The organism is Mesorhizobium xinjiangense (genome assembly GCF_009749525.1).
In the GTDB taxonomy this organism is placed as follows: Bacteria; Pseudomonadota; Alphaproteobacteria; order Rhizobiales; family Rhizobiaceae; genus Mangrovimarina; species Mangrovimarina xinjiangensis.
Genome location: NZ_WOAC01000004.1, coordinates 19773 through 42703 on the forward strand (window position 1 = coordinate 19773; position 22931 = coordinate 42703).

The window sequence follows — 22931 nt, forward strand, 5'->3', positions numbered from 1 at the left end:
CTCGCCGGCCGATTTGAATGCCGGGCCGTCCTGCGGCTGCGCCGTTCACAGTTCGGACGGGATCAGGAAACGCTCGAGCCGGCAGGTGGCGGGCGAGGCCGCAGGCGGATCGCCGGCAATGTTGATGACGGCAAGGCCACCGGTCGGGAACCCTTTGGCCAGCATCGAGCGGGCTGCGGCGTCGCCATTTTCCGACAGTGCGGCAGCGACATCCTCGATCATGGGATTGTGCCCGACGACGAGAATGTCGCCGACGGGGCCGGCATTGCGTATGAGGGTGAGGTAGGACGAGGCGTCGCCGTCATAGAGCGAATCCGACAGGAAGGCTTCGGCGGCCGAGCGAGCGAGCGATTCGGCGATCGCCTGCCATGTCTGGACGGCTCTGGCGGCTGGTGAACAGACCACATGCCGAGGCATGAGGCCAAGACGGAGCATGGCCTGGCCGATCAAGCCGGCCTCGGCGGCGCCGGATGGCGAGAGCGGACGGTCGAAGTCGCGTCCGCCGGGTTCGGGCCATGCAGCCTTGGCGTGTCTGAGAAGAAACAGGCGGCTCATCGCGGCGCTCCCATGGCTCGTGCGGCGCGGCGCGCGCGCCCGTTTCGACAGGTTTATCCAGCCGGTTTGGTGGATGCAACGTGTTGCCGACAAGACCCGCTTCATCATCGCGCCATTCGCCTGGCGGTAGCGCAGGCAAGCCTGGATTGGCCTGACAGGAGAGACTTGGGTGCAGCCTAACAAATGCGTGAGCATCCGGTTCTTTGTGCTTGTGCCTTCAATTCGGCCCGAATATATAGGCGCCGGTTCATTGCTGCGGGGTGACTCGAATGAGCGAAACGATGGACAATAATTACGTACCCAGCGAGGATGAGCCGTTCATGAACGAACGGCAAAAAGCCTACTTCCGAGCCAAGCTGATAGGCTGGAAGAACGACATTCTCAGAGAAGCGCGCGATACGCTCGAAGTCCTGCAGCAGGAAAACGCCAATCATCCCGATCTCGCCGACAGGGCATCGTCGGAAACCGACAGAGCCATCGAACTGAGAGCGCGGGACCGGCAGCGCAAGCTGATCACGAAAATCGATGCCGCCCTGCAGCGTATCGACGAAGGCACATACGGCTATTGCGAAGAGACAGGCGAGCCCATCGCGCTGAAGCGGCTCGACGCGCGGCCCATCGCGACCTTGTCCATCGAGGCCCAGGAACGTCACGAGCGGCGTGAGAAGGTCTATCGCGACGACTAGCGCGCGTTCGCTTCAAACGGAAACGTTTGAGCGAAAGGTACATGCTCCAACAGATTTATATGCGCGCCAGATCAATATGCTCTAATGCCGGCCCGGCCTGTGTCGGCGACCTGCAACAGGAACAGGAATGGCGTCAGCGGCCCCGTGAGGCCGCTGAATTCGTATGACGGGCCTTCACGCGGCGATTTGAGGCGCCGGGCCGATATAGCGCGACTGCGGGCGGATCAGGCGGCCCGTCATGGCCTGTTCGCGCGCATGGGCGATCCAGCCGACGACGCGTCCCGCGGCGAAGACACAGGTAAACGCTTGCGCGGGAAAGCCGAGCGCCTCGAGCAGCGCCGCGGTGTAGAACTCGACATTGGTGTCCAGCGAGCGGTCCGGCTTCGCCGTGCGCAAAAGGTCGAGCGCCGCCGTTTCCACCGCCTCGGCCAACGCGATCCGGCCGGCCAGTTCCTCATCGCTGCTCAAGCGCGCGATCGCCTGCTTGAGCGCATCGGCACGCGGGTCGCGCACACGGTAGATGCGATGGCCGAAACCCATCAGCCGGTCGCCGCGCGCCAGCGCCTCGGCGAGCCAGCCATGCGCGGCCTGTGGCGTGGCGATGGCGTCGAGCATGGCGAGCACCGGCCCCGGCGCGCCGCCATGCAAGGGCCCCTTGAGGGCGCACAGGCCGGCGATCGCGGCCGAGCCGAGCCCGGCCTGCGTGGAAGCGACGGTCCGGGCAGTGAATGTCGAAGCGTTCATGCCGTGGTCGCTGACCGTGGCAAGGTAGCTGTCGAGCCCGCTCGCGGCATGCGCGGTGGCGGGCCGGCCCGATATCATGCGCAGGAAATCGGCCGAATGGGTGTTGGCGGGATCCGGCGCGACCGGCGTCTTTGCCGCCCCCATCCGCAACCGCGCCGCGGTGATGACGGCGGGCGCCGCAACGAGCTGCAAGGCGGTGTCGAGGTCGTCGCCATCGGCGAGCAGGGACAGGCCGGCGCGCAGCGCATCGACCGGTTCCAGGTCGCGCAAGGCCGCCAGATGGGGCGAGATCCGCTTGAAGACCCCGAGCCGCGCCGAGCCGATCGCGGATCGTAGGTCTTCCCCCGCGGGCAATCCGTCGACAAATCCCTCAAGCAGCAAATGCACGACATCCTCGAAAGCCCAGCCGGCGGCGAGGTCTTCCACCGCATGTCCGCGGATCACCAGCCGTCCCTTTGCGCCGTCGACGTCCGACAGCACCGTTTCGGCCGCGACCACATCGTCCAATCCGTTCGTCATTGCGTGTTCTCCTTGCTGTGGCGTGGACAATGTGTAGATCATCAATGGTCGTCAATCTTGATCAACTGAATCAATATGTCTGTCTGGATACCGAGCAAGCAGGCCCTCGAACGGCTGGAGGTGAGGCCGCAAACGCTTTACGCCTATGTCAGCCGCGGTCTCGTTGCAGCCAGGCCGGATCCTGCCGATCCGCGCCGCAGTCTTTACTCGGGCGACGACATCGAGGCGTTGCGGACACGGCGCGCGCGGGGCCGAAGGGCACGGCAGGTTGCGCAGAACGCGATCGCCTGGGGGGAGGCGGTGCTGCCGACCTCGATTTCGACCATCGCCCATGGCCGCCTCTACTACCGCCAGCACGATGCCGCCGTGCTGGCCCGCGCGGCGACGCTGGAGGAGGTGGCCGCACTGTTGTGGGATGTAGAGCCGCAGAGCGTGCATGCCGGCCGCGTCATGGAATGCGACCGCGAGCGCGGACCAACGACGGCGGCCATGACGCTGCTTGCGCGCGAGGCGGCGGACGGCATGCCGACGCTCGGCCGCAGCCGCTTCGCCCTGGCGACCGAGGCGGGGCCGCTGCTTGCCGGTGTCGCATCGGCTCTGGGCGCCGAAACGATCCGCGAGGGCGATATCGCAGCGTCATTCGCCACGGCCTGGCGCTGCACCGGCACGGCCGCCGAACTGGTCAGAATGGCGCTGGTGATCCTGGCCGACCACGAGCTCAACGCCTCGACCTTTGCCACCCGGGTGGCCGCCTCGACCGGCGCGCCGCTGGCAGCCGCACTGCTTGCGGGGTTTTCGACGCTGCTGGGACCGCGTCACGGTGGGGTGGCAGCACAATTGCGCGCCTTTGCTGCCGACAGCATGCGCACCGGGGCGACCGCGGCGACCACCGACTGGATGCGGCGCGGGGAGATGCTACCGGGCTTCGGGCATCGCCTTTATCAGGGGATCGATCCGCGCGCCGAAATCCTGCTTTCGCGGTTTGCGCCGCCGGCGCATCTGGCCGAGCTTGCCGCTGCGGTGCACGAGCTTGCCGGATGGCGGCCGAACGTCGATTTCGCGCTGGTCGCGATGAGCGAAGCCTTCGACCTGCCGGACGATGCGCCGTTCCGGCTCTTTGCCGCGGGACGGTGCTGTGGCTGGCTCGCGCATGCGATGGAGCAGGCGGCAACCGGACAACTCATCAGGCCGCGTGCGCGCTACGACGGGCCGCCGCTTGTGCCGCAGGGCGGCATGGGTACCGATTGAGCCTTTTTGCCAACGCGCTTGGACCGGTACATCGATCCACTGCATTGATAGACCGACAAAACCCATTGTTTTTTCGCAATTCCGGATGGAAGTCCGGTTTCCACTTGGAATCGCTACCGGCGCGTTTCGGAGGATAGATCGCCGAGGAGCTTTTCCATCTCCTCCTCCAGCGAGGGATCCGCTTCGGCAGTGGGGCGATGGTGCGGGTCACGGCGCAATTCGGCCTGCAGGGCGCGGTCGAGATAGTCGTCGGATTCCCGGCCCGTTTGCGGCGCGGCCGCGGAACTTGTGCCGGCGGCGGGCGGCGCGGGACGTGGCGGTTCGCCCCGGGCAGGGGGCGTCGTGGCATGCATCGGCTGCGGGCTCGGTCCCGGCGCTGCGTGCCCGCCGGGTGTTGGCGTTGCCGCAGACGTGTGTCTTGCAGCCATGACCGTTGGCGCGGCTTCCGGTACGCGCGGTGCGGGGGCTGCCGCCGGCTGCGCCGGGGTCAGGAATGCCGGTTCCTGGGGCTCCAGAGAGGGTGCGGCGCTGGGCAGTGGTTCGCTCAAGCCTGTGGCCGGTCCGATTCGGCTTTCCACGACCACGTCCGTCGGTCCGCCGATCAACAGCAGATGCTCGACATCGTCCCGGCGCACGAGCACGATGCGGCGTTTTGCGTCGATGGCGGCGGCGTCCAGAACGGCCAGGCGTGCCTTGCGGTGCCGTCCTCCGGCAACGAAGGTGCCTGATGTCAGACCACGATAGATACGCCAGATCGCGGCCAGGGCGATAATGGCCGCCAGCACGATCATCAGCGCCCAGATCGCCGATCCGGTGCTGGAACCGCCAATATTGTCGAGCCAGGTGCTCATGGTGCTCTTTCCACACTGTTCGTTCAGGCCAAGGTTAGTGCATCGGACAACAATGTGGAATCAATTCCGTTTGCCGCCGGCAATCACACTCCGGCAGACGGGTTCCAGATTGATGCCCGATGGTTTCGAGCGGGCACCGAGCAGCCGGTAAGCGCGTCATGCGGCGAGCCGCGCAGCTGCAGGCGTCAGGTCATGTTTTTAGGGATGACGCGCCTCTTGGGCTTTCCCGCCCTGCAAGAATGTGATTCAACCGGGCGGGAGCTGAACCAGGGAATCGGGCAGGACGGAAAGACAATATGGTCAAGGATAGCCGCGACGATTTCTATCCTGCGCCGATCGTCGACCAGAATTCACGGCCTGGAACCATCGTCCGCCTCCTGATCTTCGTCATCGTCCTGATCTTCGCCGCAATTGCATTTGCAATCCTGCGCGAACGGCTCGGCGATCCGTTCCTGCTCGGCATGCTGGGTGTCCTGGCGATGATCGGCGTGGGCTATCTCTTCGCCAGCGCCATAGGCTTCGTCCAGATCGCCCCGCGATCGACCGGCGACGAACTGGCCAAGGCCTATGTCGATTCCATGCGCCAGGGTCTTGTCGTGACCGACGCCAAGGGGCGCGTACTCTACGCCAATGCCGGGTATGCCGAACTGACCGGTGCCACCTCGGCGGCCGACGTCAAGACAATCGAAGGTCTTCTGGGCGACAATCAGGAAGCCGCGCCGACGGTCGAACGTCTCGCCCTCGGGCTGAAGGACGGGCGCTCAGGGGACGGCGAGTTCCGCCTTTCGCATTCCGTGCGGCCCGGATCCGAGCCCGGCGCGCACTGGTATCGTCTGCGTGCGCGCACATTCGTTTCGCCGGGACAGCGCCAGCCCCTGTCGGCCTGGCAGATCGAGGACATCTCGGCCGAGCGTGCCGAGCAGGAGCGCTTCTTCCTCGACCTGCAGCAGGCGATCGACCACCTCGACCATGCGCCGGCCGGCTTCTTTTCGGCCGACCCGGCCGGACGCATCACCTATGTCAACGCGACGCTCGCCGAATGGCTGGGCATCGATCTCGCTTCGTTCATGCCGGGCGCGGTCACGCTGGGCGAGATCGTGGCCGGCGACGGCATGGCGCTGATCCGTTCGGTCAAGGCCGATCCGGGCGCAACGCGCAACGCCGTCATCGATCTCGACCTGCAGACGGTTACCGGCGAGGCCCTGCCGGTGCGCTTCATGCACAGGGCAACCGCCAGCCGCGAAGGCGCGCCGGGACCGACGCGCACCATCGTGCTCAACCGTCAACTGGGCGAGGATGCTTCGGCGGAGCTGCGCGCCTCGGAGGTGCGCTTCACGCGCTTCTTCAATTCCACCCCGATGGCGATTGCCGGGATCGACAGCCAGGGCCGCATCCTGCGCACCAATGCGCCGTTCCTGTCGCTGTTTTCCAGCGTCGTCGACCGCGACGACGTCGACCGCCGCGTGCGCTTCGACAAGGTGGTCCACGAGCGCGACCGGGCGACATTCGCCGCCGCGCTGGAGAAGGCCAAGCAGCGCCAGGCCGACATCCCCGCCATCGACAGCGTGCTGCCGAGCGACGAGGAACGCCATCTGCGCCTTTACGTCAACGCCGTCGTCGATGCGGCCGAAACGGATGACGCCGACGAAGCGGCCATTGTCTACGCGGTCGAGACGACCGAACAGAAGGCCCTCGAGGCGCAGATGGCCCAGGGCCAGAAGATGCAGGCGGTGGGCCAGCTCGCCGGCGGCATCGCGCACGATTTCAACAACGTGCTGACCGCGATCATCATGGCCTCGGACCTGCTCCTGACCAACCATCGGCCGTCCGACCCGTCCTTCCAGGACATCATGAACATCAAGCAGAACGCCAACCGCGCCGCCTCCCTGGTGCGCCAGTTGCTGGCCTTCTCGCGCCGCCAGACGCTGCGCCCGGAGGTCCTCAGCCTGACCGACGTCCTGGCCGATCTGCGCATGCTCTTGTCGCGGCTGGTCGGCAACGAAGTGCGCCTGCGCGTCGATCATGGACGCGATCAGTGGCCGGTCAAGGTCGATCTCGGCCAGTTCGAGCAGGTGATCGTCAACCTGGCCGTCAACGCGCGCGACGCCATGCCGGAGGGAGGCGACCTCGTCATTCGCACGCGCAACGTGACAGAAGAGGAATGCGCCGGGTTTTCCTATCGCGAGCTCGCTGCCGCCGACTACGCCGTGGTGGAGGTCGAGGACTCCGGCAGCGGCATCCCGCCGGACGTGCTGAAGAAGATTTTCGAGCCCTTCTTCACCACCAAGGAGGTCGGCAAGGGCACCGGTCTCGGCTTGTCGATGGTCTACGGCATCATCAAGCAGACCGGCGGCTTCATCTATGCCGATTCGGAAGTCGGCAAGGGAACGACGTTCCGCATCTTCCTGCCGCGCTATGTCGAGGCCAAGCGGGCCGCAGACGTGGCGGAAGGCGCTTCGGCATCCGAGGCCGAAGGCACCTCGGCAAAGCCGGAGGCTGCGCATACGGACCTGTCGGGCTCCGCCACGGTTCTTCTGGTCGAAGACGAGGACGCCGTGCGCATGGGCGGCATGCGGGCGCTCACCTCGCGCGGCTATACAGTGCACGAGGCTTCCTCCGGCATCGAGGCGCTGGAGATATTCGACAGTCTGGAGGGGCGGATCGACATCGTCGTCTCCGACGTGGTCATGCCGGAGATGGACGGTCCGACACTGCTTGGCGAATTGCGCAAGCGCCAGCCCGACATTCGCTTCGTCTTCGTCTCGGGCTATGCCGAGGACGCATTTGCCAAGAACCTACCTGACGACGCAAAGTTCGGGTTCCTGCCAAAACCGTTTTCGCTCAAGCAGTTGGCAACCGTCGTCAAGGAGATGCTCGAAGCGGCTGATTGAGCTTCATTCGGGCATTTCGGCACTGATCTCGATGGCCGAGTACCACGCCGCCAGGTCGGCGATGTCGGCATCGCTCAGTTGCTTGGCGACAACCGACATCATCTCGTGCTGCCGTTTTCCCTCGCGAAAAGCCTTGAGCTGGGTCTGCAGATAGATTGCGCTTTCGCCAGCCAGGTGCGGCGCGATGGGGATTTTCGCGATGCCGTCGAGGCCGTGACAGACCTGGCATTTCTGGCGGGCCATTTCGCGGCCTGCTGCCATGTCCGCAGCCAGGCTTGCCGCTGCCGTGGCGCAACTTAGAACGGCCGCGGCCGCAAGCGCTCTGATCATTGTCATCTCCCGTGGATGAAGCGGGCCGGCAGCGCCGCAACGCCGCCGGCCGGGCAGGGATCATTTCGCGGCAAGGCCCGCATCAATCCGCATAGGAGATCCTGTAGACCGCGCCGACGAGATCGTCGGAAACGAGGATCGATCCGTCACGCAGCACCGCGACGTCGACCGGACGGCCGAGATACTCGCCGTTGTCGCTCAGCCAACCTTCGGCGAACACCTCGGTCTCGCCGGCGCTGCCGTCCTCGTTGACCGCGGTGAACATTACCCGTGCGCCGATCGGCTCGGTGCGGTTCCACGATCCGTGCTGGGCGGAGAAGATGCCGCCGCGATATTTGACCGGAAACTGGTCGCCTGTGTAAAAGGTCATGCCGAGGTCGGCGGCATGCGCATCCATTTCGACGGCCGGCATGACCGTGTCGGCGGGCGGCTCGTCGTTCTTGTACTCGTTCGTGCGCACCGAACCGCCGCCATACCAGGGAAAGCCGAAATGCTGGCCGGGCGCGGTCTGCCGGTTGATCTCGCCGGGCGGTATGTCGTCGCCCATTCCGTCGACCTGGTTGTCGGTGAACCACAATTCGCCATTGGCAGGATTGAAGTCGTGTCCGACGGAGTTGCGCACGCCGTTTGTATAGACCTCGCGGCCCGTGCCGTCCTGGTTGATCCGGATGATGCCGCCGAGACCGTGCTGCTTGTACAGATCGAGTTTTTCCTCGGCCGGGACGTTGAAGGGTTGGCCCAGCGAAATGTAGAGCTTGCCGTCCGGCCCGACGCGGCAGACGCGGGCGGTGTGGTTGTAGCTCACCTCCTCTTCCGGGATCAGTTCACCCTGGGCAAGGACATTGAAGGCCGCGACGTCCGGGCTCTCATAGAAGAATTCGGCAGCCGGAAAGGAGAGAACGCGGTTCTGCTCGGCGACGTAAAGCACGCCCTCGGGAGAGAAACAGGGTCCGTTGGGTACGGCGAAATCAATCGAAGGCGCAAAATCCTTTACCTCGTCGGCCACGCGGTCCTTGTCGCGGTCCGTCACGGCCCAGATCTTCGTCTTGCGGGTTCCCACGAAGGTCGCGATGCCTTGCGGGCCGACCGCCATGTGGCGCGCGTCGGGCACGATGGCATAGAGGCTGATTGCAAAACCGTCGGGCAGGTCGACCTGCTCGAGTATCGCATTGATCGCTTCGGACTTGTCGCCGCCTTGCTCGATCTCGGTGAATTCGGTCGTGCCGGTGGTCTTGAACTGCGAGAGTTTTTCGAGATTGGTCTGAGCCGCGGCGAGGCCGGTGGTGGCGAGCAGCGCGGCAACCGATAGGCTTGTCACGTGGCGCATCTTGCATTCCTCCCTGAACAGTGGCGATGCGAAAGCCATTCAGCCGGCGGATGCGCGTGTTTGGTCGATATAGTTGGTCAGCGCATGGAGGCAGGCCGAACATTAGACAGAATGCACGTTTTGGCGATGGCCGTCGAGGCGGAAGATGGTCTGCTTCTCCCCTCCCAGCGCGCAACGCCGTGCCTGTTGATCGAGCACACGACACGTGGTGCGCAATATATGAGCAGGCATGGTCGGCCTTGCTTAGAAATGTGGCAGGTGAGGGTCCTGAATCCTGGTCGTTCGCGCCGCAGGCCGCGGCGGCAAGCGCCTAGTGGTTCGTTTCCAACATTTGCATCCCATTTGTATCGGCCCTGAGGGCAAATGTTGGAAACAAAAGAACCACTAGCAAGTCTATGATTCTAGTGGAACTTTTGAATTTGACATTCGATCTCTGGGGCGACATCGAGTGGGTATCGAATGTCAAATTCGTTCCACTAGTGGTTCGTTTCCAACATTTGCATCCCATTTGTATCGGCCCTGAGGGCAAATGTTGGAAACAAAAGAGCCACTAGCAAGTCTATGATTCTAGTGGAACATTTGAATTTGAAATTCGACCTCTGAGGCCACATCGAGTGGGTATCGAATGTCAAATTCGTTCCACTAGCCCCTGCGAAAGCACCCAAATCGTTGCTGGTCCAACCACGTCATCCGATTGGCACGGCTGTTGCATTCCTCAATTGCCGTGAAACAAAAATCGGAGGTTTCAATAATGAGGGGAATGCTCGGATCGATCAGCCGGCGGATTTCCGCCGGCCTGCTTGCCGTCGGCCTTGTCGCCGGAGGGCCGGCACTGGCGCAGGAGGACACGATCAAGGTCGGGATCCTGCACTCGCTTTCGGGAACGATGGCGATTTCGGAAACCACGCTCAAGGATGTCATGTTGATGCTCATCGAGGAGCAGAACAAGAAGGGCGGCGTGCTTGGCAAGAAACTTGAGCCGGTCGTCGTCGATCCGGCGTCCGACTGGCCGCTGTTTGCCGAAAAGGCGCGCGAGTTGATCTCGGTCGACGATGTGGCGGCGGTTTTCGGCTGCTGGACGTCGGTGTCGCGCAAATCGGTGCTGCCGGTGTTCGAGGAGCTCAACTCGCTCCTGTTTTATCCGGTCCAGTACGAGGGCGAAGAAAGCCAGCGCAACGTCTTCTACACGGGCGCCGCACCCAACCAGCAGGCAATCCCTGCCGTCGACTATCTGATGAACGAAGACGGCGTGGAGCGCTGGGTGCTGGCCGGCACCGACTACGTCTATCCGCGCACGACCAACAAGATCCTCGAGGCCTATCTGAAGTCGAAGGGTGTGGCCGACGAGGATATCATGATCAACTATACGCCGTTCGGTCATTCCGACTGGCAGACGATCGTGTCCGATATCAAGGCGTTCGGCGCGGCCGGAAAGCGAACCGCCGTCGTTTCCACCATCAATGGCGACGCCAACGTTCCCTTCTACAAGGAACTGGCCAACCAGGGTGTGAAGGCTGAAGACATTCCCGTCGTCGCATTTTCGGTCGGCGAAGAGGAGCTTGCCGGCCTCGATGCCGCGCCGCTGGTCGGGCATCTGGCGGCATGGAACTACTTCCAGTCCGTCGAAACGCCCGAAAACGCCGAATTCATCGAGGCGTGGAAGACGTTCATCGAGGATGACAACCGCGTCACCAACGACCCGATGGAAGCCCACTATATCGGCTTCAACATGTGGGTCGAGGCGGTAGAAAAGGCCGGCACCACCGACCCCGACGCCGTCATCGACGCCATCGTCGGCGTTTCGGTCCCCAATCTGACCGGCGGCACCTCCACCATGATGCCCAACCACCACATCACCAAGCCGGTGCTGATCGGCGAGATCCAGGAAGACGGCCAGTTCGAGACCGTCTGGGAAACCTCGGGCCTCGTCGTGGGTGACGAATGGTCGGATTACCTGCCCGATTCCAAGGACCTGATTGCCGATTGGCGTGCGCCGATGTCGTGCGGCAATTTCAACGTCGCCACGGGCAAATGCGGCGGCAAGGGCGTCAACTGACGCGCCGGCCGGACCAATGACCGCGACGCTTCCGGGCGGACAATGTTTCCTGTCCGCCCGGGGGCCAAACCTAGCGCGCGTTCGCTTCAAACGGAAACGTTTGAAGCAAAGATATGCGCGCCTGATCAATATGTTGGAACATGTACCTTTCGCTCAAACGATTCCGTTTGAGCGGGACATGTTCTAAACAACGGCCAAGGCGATACGGATCTTCCATGACCTTCCTGCGCGTGCTCGCAATGATCCTGACGGCGTTTTGCGCCGCGGCGGTGTCGCCGGCCCAGGCCGACGATGCGGCGTTGCGCGGCATCATCGCCAAATTCGCCGAGACCGGGAACTATTCGCAGACCAGGGCGATCGTCGCGGAACTGGCGGCGAGCGGCGATCCGGCGGTGGCCGGTGTGCTGAATGCGCTGGCCGACGGCGACGTTCATGTCCGCACGTCCGATAATCAGGTCTTCATCACGAAAGACGCCGGCAAGATCACCAGGGTCTTCGATCCGTTGACCGGAGAAGCGCTGGGCGAGGAACCGAAGAACCTGTTCGAGAAGGTCAAGGTCAACAATTCGCTGCGGCGCGCCGTGCGCGATGCTCTTTCATCGCTGACGCTCGGATCCGCCGATCCCGCCAAGCGGCTGCAGGCGGCGCGAACCATGTTTGCCTCGCCGGATGCTGCCAGTATCGAGGCCCTCGATGCGGCGATCGGCAAGGAGCGGGACGCCGGCGTCAAGGCGGCGCTGGAAGCTGCGCGGGCCGCCTCCGTTCTGATCTCGGATCTGCCGGATGACGAAAAGCGGGGCGCCGTCGAACGTCTCGGCGCACGCGCAGACCGCGAGACGCTGTCGCTCCTGAAGGCATTTGCCGAACGTTCCAAGGGCGATCTGAAGGCGGCCGCCGAGCGCGCCGTTTCGTCCATCGAGAGCGGCCTGGCCTTCTGGGCCGCGGCGCAGAATGTCTGGTACGGCGTCTCGCTTGGCTCCGTCCTGCTTCTCGCGGCGATCGGTCTGGCCATCACCTTCGGCGTCATGGGGGTCATCAACATGGCGCATGGCGAGATGGTGATGATTGGCGCCTACACGACCTTCCTCGTCCAGGAAGTGATCCGCGGCACGGCGCCCTGGCTGTTCGACTGGTCGCTGGCGATCGCGCTGCCGCTGGCCTTTCTTGCCGCCGGTGCCGTCGGACTGGCGATCGAGCGCGGCATCATCCGCTTCCTGTATGGCCGGCCGCTCGAAACGCTGCTCGCCACATGGGGTGTCTCGCTGGTCCTGCAGCAGACGGTGCGCACCATTTTCGGCCCCACCAACCGCGAGGTCGGCAATCCGTCCTGGATGTCGGGCAGCTTCCAACTCGGCGAACTGGCCATCACCTGGAACCGGCTGTGGATCGTCGTCTTCGCGCTCGCCGTCTTCGCCGCGCTTCTCTACATCTTCAACCGCACCGCCTGGGGGCTGCAAATGCGTGCCGTGACCGCAAACAGGCGCATGGCCGCGTCGATGGGCATTCGCACCCCCTGGGTCGACGCCTTCACCTTCGCGCTCGGCTCGGGCATTGCCGGCATTGCCGGCGTGGCGCTCAGCCAGATCGACAATGTCTCGCCCAATCTCGGGCAGGGCTACATCATCGACAGTTTCATGGTGGTCGTCTTCGGCGGCGTCGGCAATCTGTGGGGCACGCTGGTCGGCGCCTTCTCGCTCGGCATTCTCAACAAGTTCCTCGAACCCTATGCGGGGGCCGTGCTGGGCAAGATCCTGGTCCTCGTCGTCATCATCCTGTTCATCCAGAAGCGGCCGCGCGGGCTCTTCGCGCTCAAGGGGAGGGCGGTCGAGGCATGATCACCCGGCGCCTGTTTGCCGGCGGGATCGACCGCCGCGTCCTGACCGTGATCCTGTTGCTGCTGGCGGCGGCGGTGATCGTGCCCGTCCTGCACCTGGCGGTGCCGCCGTCGAGCCCGTTTCACGTGCCCAACTATATCGTCGCGCTGACCGGCAAGTACCTCACCTATGCGCTGCTGGCGCTGGCGCTTGATCTCGTCTGGGGCTTTTGCGGAATCCTGTCGCTCGGCCACGGCGCCTTCTTCGCGCTCGGCGGCTATGCGATGGGCATGTATCTGATGCGCCAGATCGGAACGCGCGGTGTCTACGGCAATCCGGATCTACCCGACTTCATGGTCTTTTTGAACTGGAAGGAGCTGCCATGGTATTGGTACGGCTTCGATCAGTTCTGGTTCGCCGCCATCATGATCGTGCTCGTCCCCGGCGCGCTGGCCTTCGTTTTCGGCTGGTTCGCATTCAGAAGCCGCGTCACAGGCGTTTATCTCTCGATCATCACCCAGGCGCTGACCTACGCGCTGCTGCTCGCTTTCTTCCGCAACGACATGGGCTTTGGCGGCAACAACGGCCTGACCGATTTCAAGGACATTTTGGGCTTCAACGTCCAGGCACCCGGCACGCGGGCGGCACTGTTCGCGGCAAGCGCATGCGCTTTGGCATTCGCCCTGGCGGTCACGGCGTTTCTGACCACATCGAAATTCGGCAAGCTGATGATCGCCGTGCGCGACGCCGAAAGCCGCACCCGTTTCATCGGCTGGCGTCCGGAGAACGTCAAGCTGTTCGCTTTCGTCGCCTCGGCCGTCATGGCCGGCATCGCCGGCGCGCTTTACGTGCCGCAGGTCGGCATCATCAATCCGGGCGAGTTCGCGCCGGCCAACTCGATCGAGATCGTCGTATGGACCGCTGTTGGCGGCAGGGGCACGCTCGTCGGCCCGGTGATCGGCGCGCTGATGGTCAATGGCGCGAAAAGCTGGTTCACCGGCGTCTTGCCGGAATTCTGGCTCTTCGCGCTCGGCGGGCTGTTCATCGCCGTGACCCTGTTCCTGCCCAAGGGCGTCGTCGGCGCCTATGACCAATGGCGCCGGTCGCGGCGTGACAGGGCGGCACGCAAGGCGGGGCGTCCGCCGGCAGGGGAAGAACCCACACCGGGAACGAATGACGTCCAGGCCACGCCGTCCTCCTCTGTGCGCTCGGGCCCCTCAAGCGGCGGCGCCGAGCCGCAGCCGGCCGAATAGGAGCAACCGATGGGCAGGAAGGATACCATTCTTTATCTCGACGGCGTTTCGGTCTCTTTCGACGGCTTCAAGGCGATCAACAATCTGTCGCTGGTTCTGGCCGAAGGCGAGATGCGCGCGATCATCGGCCCCAACGGCGCGGGCAAGACGACGATGATGGACATCATCACCGGCAAGACGCGGCCGGACACGGGCGAGGTCTTCTTCGACGGCGACATCGACCTGACCCGGCACGACGAGGCCGACATCGCGGTCATGGGGATCGGACGCAAGTTTCAAAAGCCGACCGTCTTCGAAAGCCACAGCGTGGAGGACAATCTGCTGCTTGCGCTTGCAGGGCCGCGCCGCATCCTCCCTGCAATCTTCCATCGCTCCAGCTCTGCCGAGGCCGAACGGGTCGAGGCCATCTTGCAGACGATCCGCCTGACCGGGCGCCGGTACGATCCCGCCGCCGACCTTTCGCACGGCCAGAAGCAATGGCTGGAGATCGGCATGCTCCTGGCGCAGGACCCCAAGCTGCTTCTGGTCGACGAGCCGGTGGCAGGCATGACGGACGCCGAGACGGAAGAGACGGCGCGGCTCCTGAAGGACATTGCCCGGACCCATTCGGTAATCGTGGTCGAGCACGACATGCATTTCGTGCGCGAACTGGACGTCAAGGTCACCTGCCTGCACGAAGGCTCGGTCCTTTCGGAAGGCTCGCTCGACCATGTGGCCGCCGACGAACGCGTGATCGAGGTCTATCTGGGGCGATGAGGGTATGACGAACTACGCGCCCTCTCCACCATGCTCGGCATGGTCCGCCGCCCCCGCTGCGCAGCCGGGGAGCCGTGCGCGCTGCTTGATCCTACACCGTTTCCGGGGGAGGGCGAACGCCGAAGGCGGTGGAGGGGGCGCATTCACATGCACCAATGCTCCCGCCCGATCAGGAGAGAGAGCATGCTGACCGTCACCGATGCCCATCTCCACTATGGCGCGGCGCAAGCCCTGCGCGGCGTGTCCCTGAGCGCAGAAGCCGGGCGGATCACCTGCGTGCTCGGCCGCAACGGCGTGGGAAAGACCAGCCTCATGAATGCCATCGTCGGCCATCACCGGCTGACGAGCGGCGAGATCGCCTTCGAGGGGAAGGCGCTCGGCCGGAGCGCGGCTTACGACCGCGCCCGGTCGGGCATCGCTTATGTGCCGCAGGGACGGGAGATATTCTCCCTACTGACGGTGAAGGAAAATCTGGAAACCGGTTTTGCGCCGCTCAAAAGGGCCGACCGAACTATCCCGGCCCATGTCTTCGAGCTCTTTCCGGTGCTCAACGACATGCTGTCGAGGCGCGGCGGCGACCTGTCGGGCGGGCAGCAGCAGCAACTTGCCATCGGCCGCGCGCTGACCATGAGGCCAAAACTCCTGGTGCTCGACGAGCCGACGGAGGGCATCCAGCCGTCGATCATCAAGGATATCGGCCGCGCCATCCGCTTCCTCAGGGACACGGCAGGCATCGCGATCCTGCTGGTCGAGCAATATCTCGACTTCTGCCGCGAACTTGCCGACGATGTCCACGTAATGGACCGGGGGCAGATCGTTCATTCGGGACCGGCCGAAGACCTCGACAGGCCGGACGTGCGCAAGTTCCTGACCGTCTGATCGTCGCCGCGTACGGACAAGGTGCTGGCAGGCCGCCGTTTCGCCCGGCCGGTGGTTGCCGGCAATCGGCAGGCTTGGCAACTGGGACGCCGAGGTCCATCATGCCTCTTACGTGATTGGCCCGGATACGAGGAAGCCGCCAATGCCAACCCAAAAGCCCGCCACACCGAACAGATCGCGCACGTCGCCTGCGGCCGAAGCCTTCAGGAAGGAGCGTGCGGCGCGCAAGAGCACCGACGACAAGCGGCGCGATGAAGAACTGGACGAGGGGCTGGAGGATACGTTTCCAGCCAGCGATCCGGTCTCGGTGACCTCTACGACCACCATGGACAAGCACGCCAGGAAATAGTGTCGTTTCATTCCTCGGACCCGTCGGGCGGGTGTGCGTTGCGGCCCTTGCCGAAGGTGAAGCCGGTCTCCACCGCGGCTCGCCCGAATTTGTCCCGCAGCCTGTCGATGGCACCTTCGGCCATGGCCCGCTTGCGCGCCGTCTCATCGATCATGTCCGGCGGGTCGGCGCGGGCGTCGTCGCACAGATCGCTGACGCCTATGCCGAGCAGCCTGTAACGCGTGCCGTCGGCCTCCTTGCGCAAAAGCTCCAAGCCCACGGAAAAGATGCGGTCGGCAAGGCGCGTCGGATCGCCGAGCCGGCGATTGCGTGTGCGGATCTTGAAATCATGCGTCTTCAGCTTGAGCACCACCGTGCGGCCGGCGATGTGCGCTTTCTTCAGCCGCCGCGAAACCTTTTCCGACAGGGCGCGCAGCACCGGAACGAGTTCGTCGAGGCGCGCATGGTCGACGTCGAAGGTGGTTTCGGCCGAAACGCTCTTGGCGTCGCGCTCGGGGTCGACCCGGCGTTCGTCCTGGCCCCGTGCCAGATGATAAAGCCGGTCGCCCATCGTGCCGTAACGCTTCATCAGCGTGTTGCGGTCGAGTTCCTGCAACTGTCCGATCCGTGTGATGCCGTCGCTGGCAAGCGTAGCCGCAAACGCTTTCCCGACGCCCCAGATCATCGTCACCGGCTGATCGGCCAGGAAGGAAACGGCTTCCGCCTCGCCGATGACGAAGAAGCCGCGCGGCTTGCGGAAATCGGATGCGATCTTGGCCAGGAACTTGCAATAGGAAATGCCGACCGAGGCCGTGATGCCGATCTCGTCTTCCAGCCGCCGGGCAAAACGCGCCAGGACGAGCGCCGGGGGCAGGCCATGCAGGCGCTCGGTGCCCGACAGATCGAGAAACGCCTCGTCGATCGAGATCGGCTGCACGAGCGGGGTCAGTTCCTCCATGAGGGCGCGCATCTGGCGCCCGACCCGCACATACTTTTCCATGTCCGGCTTGATGACGATGGCCTGCGGGCAGGCTTCCAGCGCCTTGAACATCGGCATGGCCGAACGGACCCCGTGGATGCGGGCGATGTAGCAGGCCGTCGAGACGACGCCGCGCTTGCCGCCGCCGATGATGACCGGCTTGTCGCGCAATTCCGGATTGTCGCGCTTTTCCACCGCGGCATAGAAGGCATCGCAGTCGATATGGGCGATCGACAGCCGGTAGAGTTCGCTGTGGGCGACAAGGCGCGGACTGCCGCAGCGCCGGCAGCGTGGTGCCGCTGCCTCCAGCGGATGCAGACAGTCTCTGCAGAAGCCATGGTTCGGGTTGTTGACAGTCGGGCTCATTGCTGCGAACATAAAGAGAACATTTGCATGTTACGCGACGCGGCCGGGGTGGGCAAGCCGCTATCCGGAGGAAGAAGTCTTGTCCATTGAAATCAAACCGTTGACGCCGGATCTCTGGCCGGCCTTCGAGGATCTGTTCGGCAAGCAGGGCGCTTGCTATGGCTGCTGGTGCACCCATTTTCGCTTGCCGCCCGCACGGCGGCGTGAGAATGACCGAATCGGCAATCGCGCTCATATGAAGGCGCGGGTGGAGGCGGGGCCTGCGCCGGGATTGCTCGCATTCGATGGCGAACTCGCGGTCGGCTGGATGCAGATCGGTCCGCGCGCCGACGTGCCGGAGTGGAACAATGCGGGCCGCGTCTGCGCACCGCTCGAACCGCACGAGGCGGCCGACGAGAGCGTCTGGGCGATCTCCTGTTTCTTCATTCGCACCAAGGCCAGGAGGCAGGGTCTGTCCCATCGCCTGGTGGCGGCCGGCATCGACCATGCGCGCTCTTCAAACGCCAGAGTGCTCGACGCCTGCCCGATCACTCAATCCAGGGATTCACGATCGGTCGGTCTCTTCGTCGGCTCGACGCGGGTTTTTGAGAAGGCGCGTTTTGAAAAGATCGCGGAGCGAAAGGCGGGCCGGCCGCTCATGCGGCTCGAGCTCGGTCCTTGGTCTGCCTTATAGGCCCAGGGCCGCGGCGATCGGGAGCCGCGCCTTGCGCCAGTTGTCCAACATGACGACATCGTCAGGCGGCTGTGGAAGAAGCGCACGCACGGAATTGTCGGCCATGAGATGAAACAGATGCGCGTCGAACACGCTGTCGCGCGCCGAAACGAGGTTGTGCGGCAGGTCGTCGACAAAGGCGACCGGCCGGTCCGATTGTCCCCGCAAGCGGCGGATCGCCGGGCCTTTCGCCATCTCGGTCGTCACAAGCGGGCAGTGCAGGCCGAGCCTGTCGAGATGCGCGCGGCGTATGGCGCGATGGCGATGCGGCATCGCCGTCAGCATGACGATCTCTGCATCGTCGGCGAAGCCAGCGATCGTGTCGGCCACGCCGTCGGTGAGCGTCTGCCACTCCGCCTGAGCATCGAAGAAGGCTCCGAGGAGTTCGCCGACCTGTTCGCGCGGTGCAGGCTTGCCGGTGGCGCGGTCGCGCACATTGCCGTTGAGCCGGAAGGATTCCAGCCGCAATTCATAGCCGTTGGCGGCGAGGAAACGCGGAAAGGGCCGGATGAATTCGAGCACGACATCATCGACATCGAGAACCAGAAGCGGACGTGTGTCCAGCGACAGCGCTTCGATCTGTCTGAGCGTTTCGGGATCGACGCTCATTGCGATCCGCCATCGCGGTCATTGCCGAACGGCAGGTTGTGCATGGCCGCACCGACGGCCGCGGGCTCGACGTCGCAGGCTTCGCAAAACTGCATCAGGGTCGGCTCGTGCGCCAGTACGAACTGGAGAACGCCGGCCAGAAAGCCGGGCTCGCGCGCGGCCGTGCGGATCTGTTCCGCCTCAATGCCGGAAATGGCGAGAAAGCGCTGCAACAACGTGTCGTCTGATGCGATGAAGCCGAGCGCCTTGATCGCGATGGATTGGGCGTCGGTAGAATGCGTGTTGTCGCTCCTCATAGGCAATTTTTCCCAACAGGCCTGATTTCCGGTTGGTCTAGACATTCCAACCGGGTCGCGCAAGGCGCTTGCGCCGGCCGCTGCAGCCGAAGACGGACGGCGTCGACTTGTAAGCAATTGCCCGGAAAGGCGGAAGCCGGCTCTCCGCCCTGAACTGCGTCAATCAAGAGGTGCACCGGTGTATCGCTTCCCTAAAGCGAGGATCCGGTTAGGACAATTTTGCCGTTCCGATTTGCTTTTCATCAATCAAGTCAGTTTAGTAGGCGCATCGGACGATGAGGCCGGAGTATTCGGCCGAGCAGCCTCGGATGGGCAGGCAATATGGCCAAGAAAGTCATGATCGTGGAAGACAACGAGCTCAACATGAAGCTCTTTCGCGATCTCATCGAAGCGAACGGCTACGAGACGGTTCGCACCCGCAATGGTCTGGAAGCGCTGGACCTTGCCCGTGCGCACCGGCCCGACCTGATCCTGATGGACATCCAGTTGCCGGAGGTCTCGGGCCTCGAGGTCACGAAATGGCTGAAAGAGGACGATGACCTGCACTCGATTCCCGTCATCGCAGTCACCGCTTTCGCCATGAAAGGGGACGAGGAACGCATACGCCAGGGCGGCTGCGAGGCCTATATCTCCAAGCCGATCTCGGTGGCAAAATTCATCGAGACCATAAACTCCTATCTGGGAGATGCGTGAGGCTGCCAGGGGCCTGTCACGTTCGGTCTACGCACCGGGCCGTGGCGGCATCGAGCGCCGTTTAGGTTAATGCCGTCGAATCGAATCAGTTGCTTAAGAAGCGGTTGATTTTCGGAGAGTATTGCGCGACTGTCTGCAGCAACGGAACCGAGGAGACGTCGCAGCGGGGCAAGGGGCGACGTGTTCTTTCCGATACCCCATGATGCTCAGGTCCGCCGCATCTCCTGGGTTGCGTGGGGTCGGCCGACCGGCACTGACGTTCAGTGGCCTCCTCGTACCGCTGTCAGAACGCTGGTCGGCCCCCGCATTCATCAGTCAAGAGCCCCTCGGGGGTCCCGTATCAGACGTGGTCCGATGTCTCGGGCTTACGCCGCTGGGACGCTCACATCTGTTTCCGTGATCGGCTATAGGTGCACCCATGGAGATCGATACGGAAAAGATCGACGATACCGTACTCGGCCTGCTGTGGCTGACATTGCACGATGAACGGCGTGCCTGGAAGACGGTTGACCGGGATACGCTGGATCGCCTGCACGAGAAGGGATTGATCGGCAATCCGGCCAACAAGGCGAAGTCCGTCGCGCTCACGGATGACGGGTTGAAGCGGGCGCAGGCGCTGTTCGAAACCCTGTTTGCGCGGAAAGGGTGAATGGCTCGCCCAAATGAAAACGCCGCCCGGCGGGCGGCGCTTTCAACGGTCAAGGCGCGATCAATTACTTGATCTTGGATTCCTTGAACTCGACATGCTTCTTGGCGACCGGGTCATATTTGCGCATGACCATCTTATCGGTCTTAGTGCGGCTGTTCTTGCTCGTCACATAGAAATAGCCGGTGTCTGCGGTCGACAGAAGCTTGATCTTGATGTTGGCGGCTTTGGCCATGGCATTTCGTCCGTTCTGATAATGAGATTGCGAGTCGCGAAAAAGCTCCGCAGAAACGCTCAGTTTGCAACCGGCCGCGGAAAACTGCCGGACACATAAACCAGCCGCCGGGAAAGTCAAGTCTTTGGCCGTGAACGGGCCCATCGCCTGGCTCGGCGCCGGCCATGATGCGTGCTTCCGAGCAGCCTCACACCTTCTTGTTGACAGGTGCGACGAGCCTCGCCGCGGCCAGCATGAAATAGGCGGCGAAGAAGACCCCCAGCGTCCAGGCGAAACCGTGCGGGCCGAACGTATCCATGCCGATGCCGATCAGCTGCGGGCCAAGCAGCATGCCGATACCGTAGCAGAAGACGAAGGCGGCATTGGCCGAGGCCAGATCGTGACCCTTCAGCCGTGCGCCGAGATGCGCCAGCCCGATCGTGTAGAGCCCGGCGACCACGCCGCCCCATACGAACAGAACCGCTGCTGCCAGATACCAGCTTTCGACGATGAACGGCAGCACGACCATGCCGGCAAGCCCGATCAGGCTGCACAATGCCAAAAGCAGGCGGCGGTCGGGCACCCGGTCGCTGATCATGCCGAGCGGGATCTGCAGAAGCACGTTGCCGAGGCCGACCATGGTCAACAGCATTGCGGCGTCGGCCTCGTTGTAGCCGATACGGTTGCCGTAGATGGGAAACAGTGCAAACCCGCCCGTCTCGACGGCGCCGAAGACCAGCACGGCGGCCGTCGCCGTCGGCACGAGAAAGATGTAGCGCGCAAACCCGCCACCCGTCTCGTGCCCGCTGATGTCGGGGCTTTGGCGCCATGCCGCCAGAACCGGCAGCGCGGCGAGGATCGTTATGGCGAAGCCGACACCGAACGGAGCGAAGCCTTCGCTGCCGATCTGGGCGAAAAGCCAGGGGCCGGCCGCAAAGCCGAGCGACAATACGGTTGCATAGATTCCGAGAATGAGGCCGCGGCGGTGGGGCGGTGCCGATACGCTGATCCAGAATTCCGACAGGATGAACAGGATCGTGATTGCCGCGTGCATGACCGCGCGCAAGGGAAACCACATCCAGAAGGCGTCGGCGAAGTAGAAGCCGAGGAAGGAAAGGGCGCCGGCAAGGATGGCCGCCAGGATCGTGGCGACCACGCCGAACCTGGTTGCGATGGGAATGGCGAACGGCGCCACGGCGATGGAGGCGACGCCGGCGACCGCCGTGTTGAGGCCGATCATGGAGGCCGAATGGCCGCGCGCCTCGAGGATCACGCTCAAGAGTGGCACGCCGAGGCCGAGCGCAATGCCGACCGCGGTAATGGAAGCGATGGCCGCGGCCAGGGAAGGCCAGCGGATCGTTTCATCGGTTGAGACGTCCTGCGACCGCAACACACCAACCATCGCAGCAGCCGTTTCGTTGTCAGACGAGATTGCGCACGAATCGATTGTGCAGCATGCGGTAGAAGGGAGCCTGCCCGCCCGGCTCGAGGTCCGGGTCGGTCTCGAGGCGTCCTTCCAGTTCCTCCAGCACGGTACGCGTGATGGCCGGAATGTCGGCCTGCTTGGCCTCGGCGATCGGCAACCAGACGAGTTCTTCGAGCTCTTCCGTCGGCCCGCCGTCGGCCAGGGCGACGGCCACGTCGTCACGCCAGGCGGCGAGGAAACGCGTGTCGAAGCGCCGCACACGTCCGGGCGGCGTAATGGCGCGGGCGATGAAGCGCAGACCGTCGAGGGCGGGACGAACGCCGTGCTCGGCAAATCCCTGCCAACCTTCCTTCGAGGTGGAGAACGAGGCCTTGCGGCCGATCAGCAGTCCCGCTTCCTCGTAGGTCTCGCGCACGGCCGACATGGCGATGGCCCTGGCGCGCGCCGGCGTTGCGCGGGCATGAGCACCGGCGATCCGCATTTCCTCTGCGAGGGGCAGCCCGGCGGCCACGGGCACGCGGCTGTCGGCGGGATCGGTGCGTCCGCCCGGAAAGACGAACTTGCCCGGCATGAAGGCGTGGGCGCGGTGGCGCCGGCCCATCAGCACCTTGTGCTGGCTGCCGCTGCGGTCCAGCAGAATGAGCGTGGCGGCGTCGCGCGGCCGCATCGGCTTGCCGCCAAGGGCGAAATCCTTCGATTCGGCCTTGTCGACCTGCGCCCGACTCATGCCTTCCATCATCGTGTGCCGCCTCG

General features: G+C 64.0%; 23 protein-coding genes. 12 read left to right on the forward strand and 11 right to left on the reverse strand.

The window, feature by feature from the left end:
* Window positions 1-45 precede the first annotated feature (45 nt).
* A complete protein-coding gene (locus tag GM909_RS05835; RefSeq protein ID WP_157015279.1) occupies window positions 46-555 on the reverse strand; it encodes a SixA phosphatase family protein in 510 nt (169 codons plus the stop codon).
* Window positions 556-824: 269 nt separating this feature from the next.
* Here GM909_RS05835 and dksA point away from each other — a divergent pair, with 269 nt between their 5' ends.
* On the forward strand, window positions 825-1241 hold the full coding sequence (gene dksA / locus GM909_RS05840; RefSeq protein ID WP_157015280.1) for an RNA polymerase-binding protein DksA: 417 nt from the start codon (window positions 825-827) through the stop codon (window positions 1239-1241).
* A 174-nt stretch (window positions 1242-1415) separates the two neighbouring features.
* Here dksA and GM909_RS05845 read toward each other — a convergent pair whose 3' ends face one another.
* The gene (locus GM909_RS05845; protein WP_157015281.1) at window positions 1416-2504 is read right to left on the reverse strand and encodes a citrate synthase/methylcitrate synthase; all 1089 of its coding nucleotides are present in this window, start codon (window positions 2502-2504) and stop codon (window positions 1416-1418) included.
* A 75-nt stretch (window positions 2505-2579) separates the two neighbouring features.
* On the opposite strand from GM909_RS05845, the gene GM909_RS05850 reads away from it, so the two are divergent.
* A complete protein-coding gene (locus tag GM909_RS05850) occupies window positions 2580-3752 on the forward strand; it encodes a citrate synthase (RefSeq protein WP_157015282.1) in 1173 nt (390 codons plus the stop codon).
* Between the two features lie 113 nt (window positions 3753-3865).
* On the opposite strand, the gene GM909_RS05855 is transcribed toward GM909_RS05850, so the two are convergent.
* On the reverse strand, window positions 3866-4603 hold the full coding sequence (locus GM909_RS05855; protein WP_157015283.1) for a flagellar biosynthetic protein FliO: 738 nt from the start codon (window positions 4601-4603) through the stop codon (window positions 3866-3868).
* A 296-nt stretch (window positions 4604-4899) separates the two neighbouring features.
* Here GM909_RS05855 and cckA point away from each other — a divergent pair, with 296 nt between their 5' ends.
* A complete protein-coding gene (gene cckA, locus GM909_RS05860) occupies window positions 4900-7494 on the forward strand; it encodes a cell cycle histidine kinase CckA (RefSeq protein ID WP_157015284.1) in 2595 nt (864 codons plus the stop codon).
* 3 nt (window positions 7495-7497) lie between these two features.
* On the opposite strand, the gene GM909_RS05865 is transcribed toward cckA, so the two are convergent.
* Window positions 7498-7824 (reverse strand): c-type cytochrome, encoded by a 327-nt coding sequence (locus GM909_RS05865; protein ID WP_198174143.1) that lies wholly within the window; start codon window positions 7822-7824, stop codon window positions 7498-7500.
* Window positions 7825-7906: 82 nt separating this feature from the next.
* Window positions 7907-9151, reverse strand: coding sequence for a PQQ-dependent sugar dehydrogenase (locus GM909_RS05870; RefSeq protein WP_157015286.1), 1245 nt, complete (start codon window positions 9149-9151; stop codon window positions 7907-7909).
* Window positions 9152-9911: 760 nt separating this feature from the next.
* Here GM909_RS05870 and urtA point away from each other — a divergent pair.
* The 6 genes from urtA to GM909_RS05900 all read left to right on the forward strand — a co-directional run bounded on the left by urtA (window position 9912) and on the right by GM909_RS05900 (window position 16258).
* Window positions 9912-11207 (forward strand): urea ABC transporter substrate-binding protein, encoded by a 1296-nt coding sequence (urtA, locus tag GM909_RS05875; RefSeq protein ID WP_157015511.1) that lies wholly within the window; start codon window positions 9912-9914, stop codon window positions 11205-11207.
* Window positions 11208-11422: 215 nt separating this feature from the next.
* Entirely contained in the window at window positions 11423-13042 is a 1620-nt protein-coding gene (gene urtB, locus GM909_RS05880; RefSeq protein ID WP_157015287.1) for an urea ABC transporter permease subunit UrtB, read from the forward strand.
* The gene (gene urtC, locus GM909_RS05885) at window positions 13039-14274 is read left to right on the forward strand and encodes an urea ABC transporter permease subunit UrtC (protein ID WP_157015288.1); all 1236 of its coding nucleotides are present in this window, start codon (window positions 13039-13041) and stop codon (window positions 14272-14274) included. The genes urtB and urtC overlap by 4 nt, the downstream gene beginning before the upstream one ends.
* Before the next feature lie 9 nt (window positions 14275-14283).
* Window positions 14284-15030, forward strand: coding sequence for an urea ABC transporter ATP-binding protein UrtD (urtD, locus tag GM909_RS05890; RefSeq protein ID WP_157015289.1), 747 nt, complete (start codon window positions 14284-14286; stop codon window positions 15028-15030).
* Between the two features lie 183 nt (window positions 15031-15213).
* Window positions 15214-15909 carry an urea ABC transporter ATP-binding subunit UrtE gene (urtE, locus tag GM909_RS05895; RefSeq protein ID WP_157015290.1) on the forward strand — a complete coding sequence of 232 codons (696 nt, stop codon included), beginning with the start codon at window positions 15214-15216 and terminating at the stop codon, window positions 15907-15909.
* 142 nt (window positions 15910-16051) lie between these two features.
* A complete protein-coding gene (locus GM909_RS05900) occupies window positions 16052-16258 on the forward strand; it encodes a hypothetical protein (RefSeq protein ID WP_157015291.1) in 207 nt (68 codons plus the stop codon).
* A 7-nt stretch (window positions 16259-16265) separates the two neighbouring features.
* On the opposite strand, the gene GM909_RS05905 is transcribed toward GM909_RS05900, so the two are convergent.
* Window positions 16266-17594, reverse strand: a complete 1329-nt coding sequence (locus GM909_RS05905; RefSeq protein WP_157015292.1) for a DNA polymerase IV — start codon at window positions 17592-17594, stop codon at window positions 16266-16268.
* Window positions 17595-17661: 67 nt separating this feature from the next.
* Here GM909_RS05905 and GM909_RS05910 point away from each other — a divergent pair, with 67 nt between their 5' ends.
* A complete protein-coding gene (locus tag GM909_RS05910) occupies window positions 17662-18255 on the forward strand; it encodes a GNAT family N-acetyltransferase (RefSeq protein ID WP_157015293.1) in 594 nt (197 codons plus the stop codon).
* Here the strand turns inward: GM909_RS05910 and GM909_RS05915 are convergent.
* Both GM909_RS05915 and GM909_RS05920 read right to left on the reverse strand, forming a co-directional pair.
* A complete protein-coding gene (locus GM909_RS05915; RefSeq protein WP_157015294.1) occupies window positions 18250-18903 on the reverse strand; it encodes a hypothetical protein in 654 nt (217 codons plus the stop codon). The genes GM909_RS05910 and GM909_RS05915 overlap by 6 nt on opposite strands.
* On the reverse strand, window positions 18900-19199 hold the full coding sequence (locus tag GM909_RS05920) for a DUF3572 domain-containing protein (RefSeq protein ID WP_157015295.1): 300 nt from the start codon (window positions 19197-19199) through the stop codon (window positions 18900-18902). The genes GM909_RS05915 and GM909_RS05920 overlap by 4 nt, the downstream gene beginning before the upstream one ends.
* A gap of 321 nt (window positions 19200-19520) precedes the next feature.
* On the opposite strand from GM909_RS05920, the gene GM909_RS05925 reads away from it, so the two are divergent.
* Both GM909_RS05925 and GM909_RS05930 read left to right on the forward strand, forming a co-directional pair.
* The gene (locus GM909_RS05925; protein WP_157015296.1) at window positions 19521-19892 is read left to right on the forward strand and encodes a response regulator; all 372 of its coding nucleotides are present in this window, start codon (window positions 19521-19523) and stop codon (window positions 19890-19892) included.
* A gap of 418 nt (window positions 19893-20310) precedes the next feature.
* Window positions 20311-20541: a DUF6429 family protein gene (locus tag GM909_RS05930; protein ID WP_157015297.1), complete on the forward strand. Its 231-nt coding sequence runs from the start codon at window positions 20311-20313 to the stop codon at window positions 20539-20541.
* Window positions 20542-20605: 64 nt separating this feature from the next.
* Here the strand turns inward: GM909_RS05930 and rpmG are convergent, their stop codons facing one another.
* From rpmG to GM909_RS05945, 3 genes are all read right to left on the reverse strand, one after another.
* Window positions 20606-20773, reverse strand: coding sequence for a 50S ribosomal protein L33 (rpmG, locus tag GM909_RS05935; RefSeq protein ID WP_157015298.1), 168 nt, complete (start codon window positions 20771-20773; stop codon window positions 20606-20608).
* Window positions 20774-20960: 187 nt separating this feature from the next.
* A complete protein-coding gene (locus GM909_RS05940) occupies window positions 20961-22154 on the reverse strand; it encodes an MFS transporter (RefSeq protein ID WP_157015299.1) in 1194 nt (397 codons plus the stop codon).
* A gap of 19 nt (window positions 22155-22173) precedes the next feature.
* Window positions 22174-22914, reverse strand: coding sequence for an NUDIX hydrolase (locus GM909_RS05945; protein ID WP_157015512.1), 741 nt, complete (start codon window positions 22912-22914; stop codon window positions 22174-22176).
* Window positions 22915-22931: the final 17 nt, after the last annotated feature.

Excerpts from the sequence above, each read along its gene's own strand:
- cckA (WP_157015284.1), top strand. The coding sequence starts at position 4,900 with ATGGTCAAGGATAGCCGCGACGATTTCTATCCTGCGCCGATCGTCGAC.
- dksA (WP_157015280.1), top strand. The coding sequence starts at position 825 with ATGAGCGAAACGATGGACAATAATTACGTACCCAGCGAGGATGAGCCG.
- urtA (WP_157015511.1), top strand. The coding sequence starts at position 9,912 with ATGCTCGGATCGATCAGCCGGCGGATTTCCGCCGGCCTGCTTGCCGTC.
- GM909_RS05945 (WP_157015512.1), bottom strand. The coding sequence starts at position 22,914 with ATGGAAGGCATGAGTCGGGCGCAGGTCGACAAGGCCGAATCGAAGGAT.
- GM909_RS05900 (WP_157015291.1), top strand. The coding sequence starts at position 16,052 with ATGCCAACCCAAAAGCCCGCCACACCGAACAGATCGCGCACGTCGCCT.
- GM909_RS05835 (WP_157015279.1), bottom strand. The coding sequence starts at position 555 with ATGAGCCGCCTGTTTCTTCTCAGACACGCCAAGGCTGCATGGCCCGAA.
- GM909_RS05940 (WP_157015299.1), bottom strand. The coding sequence starts at position 22,154 with ATGGTTGGTGTGTTGCGGTCGCAGGACGTCTCAACCGATGAAACGATC.
- GM909_RS05865 (WP_198174143.1), bottom strand. The coding sequence starts at position 7,824 with ATGATCAGAGCGCTTGCGGCCGCGGCCGTTCTAAGTTGCGCCACGGCA.
- GM909_RS05925 (WP_157015296.1), top strand. The coding sequence starts at position 19,521 with ATGGCCAAGAAAGTCATGATCGTGGAAGACAACGAGCTCAACATGAAG.
- GM909_RS05930 (WP_157015297.1), top strand. The coding sequence starts at position 20,311 with ATGGAGATCGATACGGAAAAGATCGACGATACCGTACTCGGCCTGCTG.
- GM909_RS05850 (WP_157015282.1), top strand. The coding sequence starts at position 2,580 with ATGTCTGTCTGGATACCGAGCAAGCAGGCCCTCGAACGGCTGGAGGTG.
- GM909_RS05905 (WP_157015292.1), bottom strand. The coding sequence starts at position 17,594 with ATGTTCGCAGCAATGAGCCCGACTGTCAACAACCCGAACCATGGCTTC.
- GM909_RS05845 (WP_157015281.1), bottom strand. The coding sequence starts at position 2,504 with ATGACGAACGGATTGGACGATGTGGTCGCGGCCGAAACGGTGCTGTCG.
- urtE (WP_157015290.1), top strand. The coding sequence starts at position 15,214 with ATGCTGACCGTCACCGATGCCCATCTCCACTATGGCGCGGCGCAAGCC.
- urtB (WP_157015287.1), top strand. The coding sequence starts at position 11,423 with ATGACCTTCCTGCGCGTGCTCGCAATGATCCTGACGGCGTTTTGCGCC.
- GM909_RS05855 (WP_157015283.1), bottom strand. The coding sequence starts at position 4,603 with ATGAGCACCTGGCTCGACAATATTGGCGGTTCCAGCACCGGATCGGCG.
- rpmG (WP_157015298.1), bottom strand. The coding sequence starts at position 20,773 with ATGGCCAAAGCCGCCAACATCAAGATCAAGCTTCTGTCGACCGCAGAC.
- urtC (WP_157015288.1), top strand. The coding sequence starts at position 13,039 with ATGATCACCCGGCGCCTGTTTGCCGGCGGGATCGACCGCCGCGTCCTG.
- urtD (WP_157015289.1), top strand. The coding sequence starts at position 14,284 with ATGGGCAGGAAGGATACCATTCTTTATCTCGACGGCGTTTCGGTCTCT.
- GM909_RS05915 (WP_157015294.1), bottom strand. The coding sequence starts at position 18,903 with ATGAGCGTCGATCCCGAAACGCTCAGACAGATCGAAGCGCTGTCGCTG.
- GM909_RS05870 (WP_157015286.1), bottom strand. The coding sequence starts at position 9,151 with ATGCGCCACGTGACAAGCCTATCGGTTGCCGCGCTGCTCGCCACCACC.
- GM909_RS05920 (WP_157015295.1), bottom strand. The coding sequence starts at position 19,199 with ATGAGGAGCGACAACACGCATTCTACCGACGCCCAATCCATCGCGATC.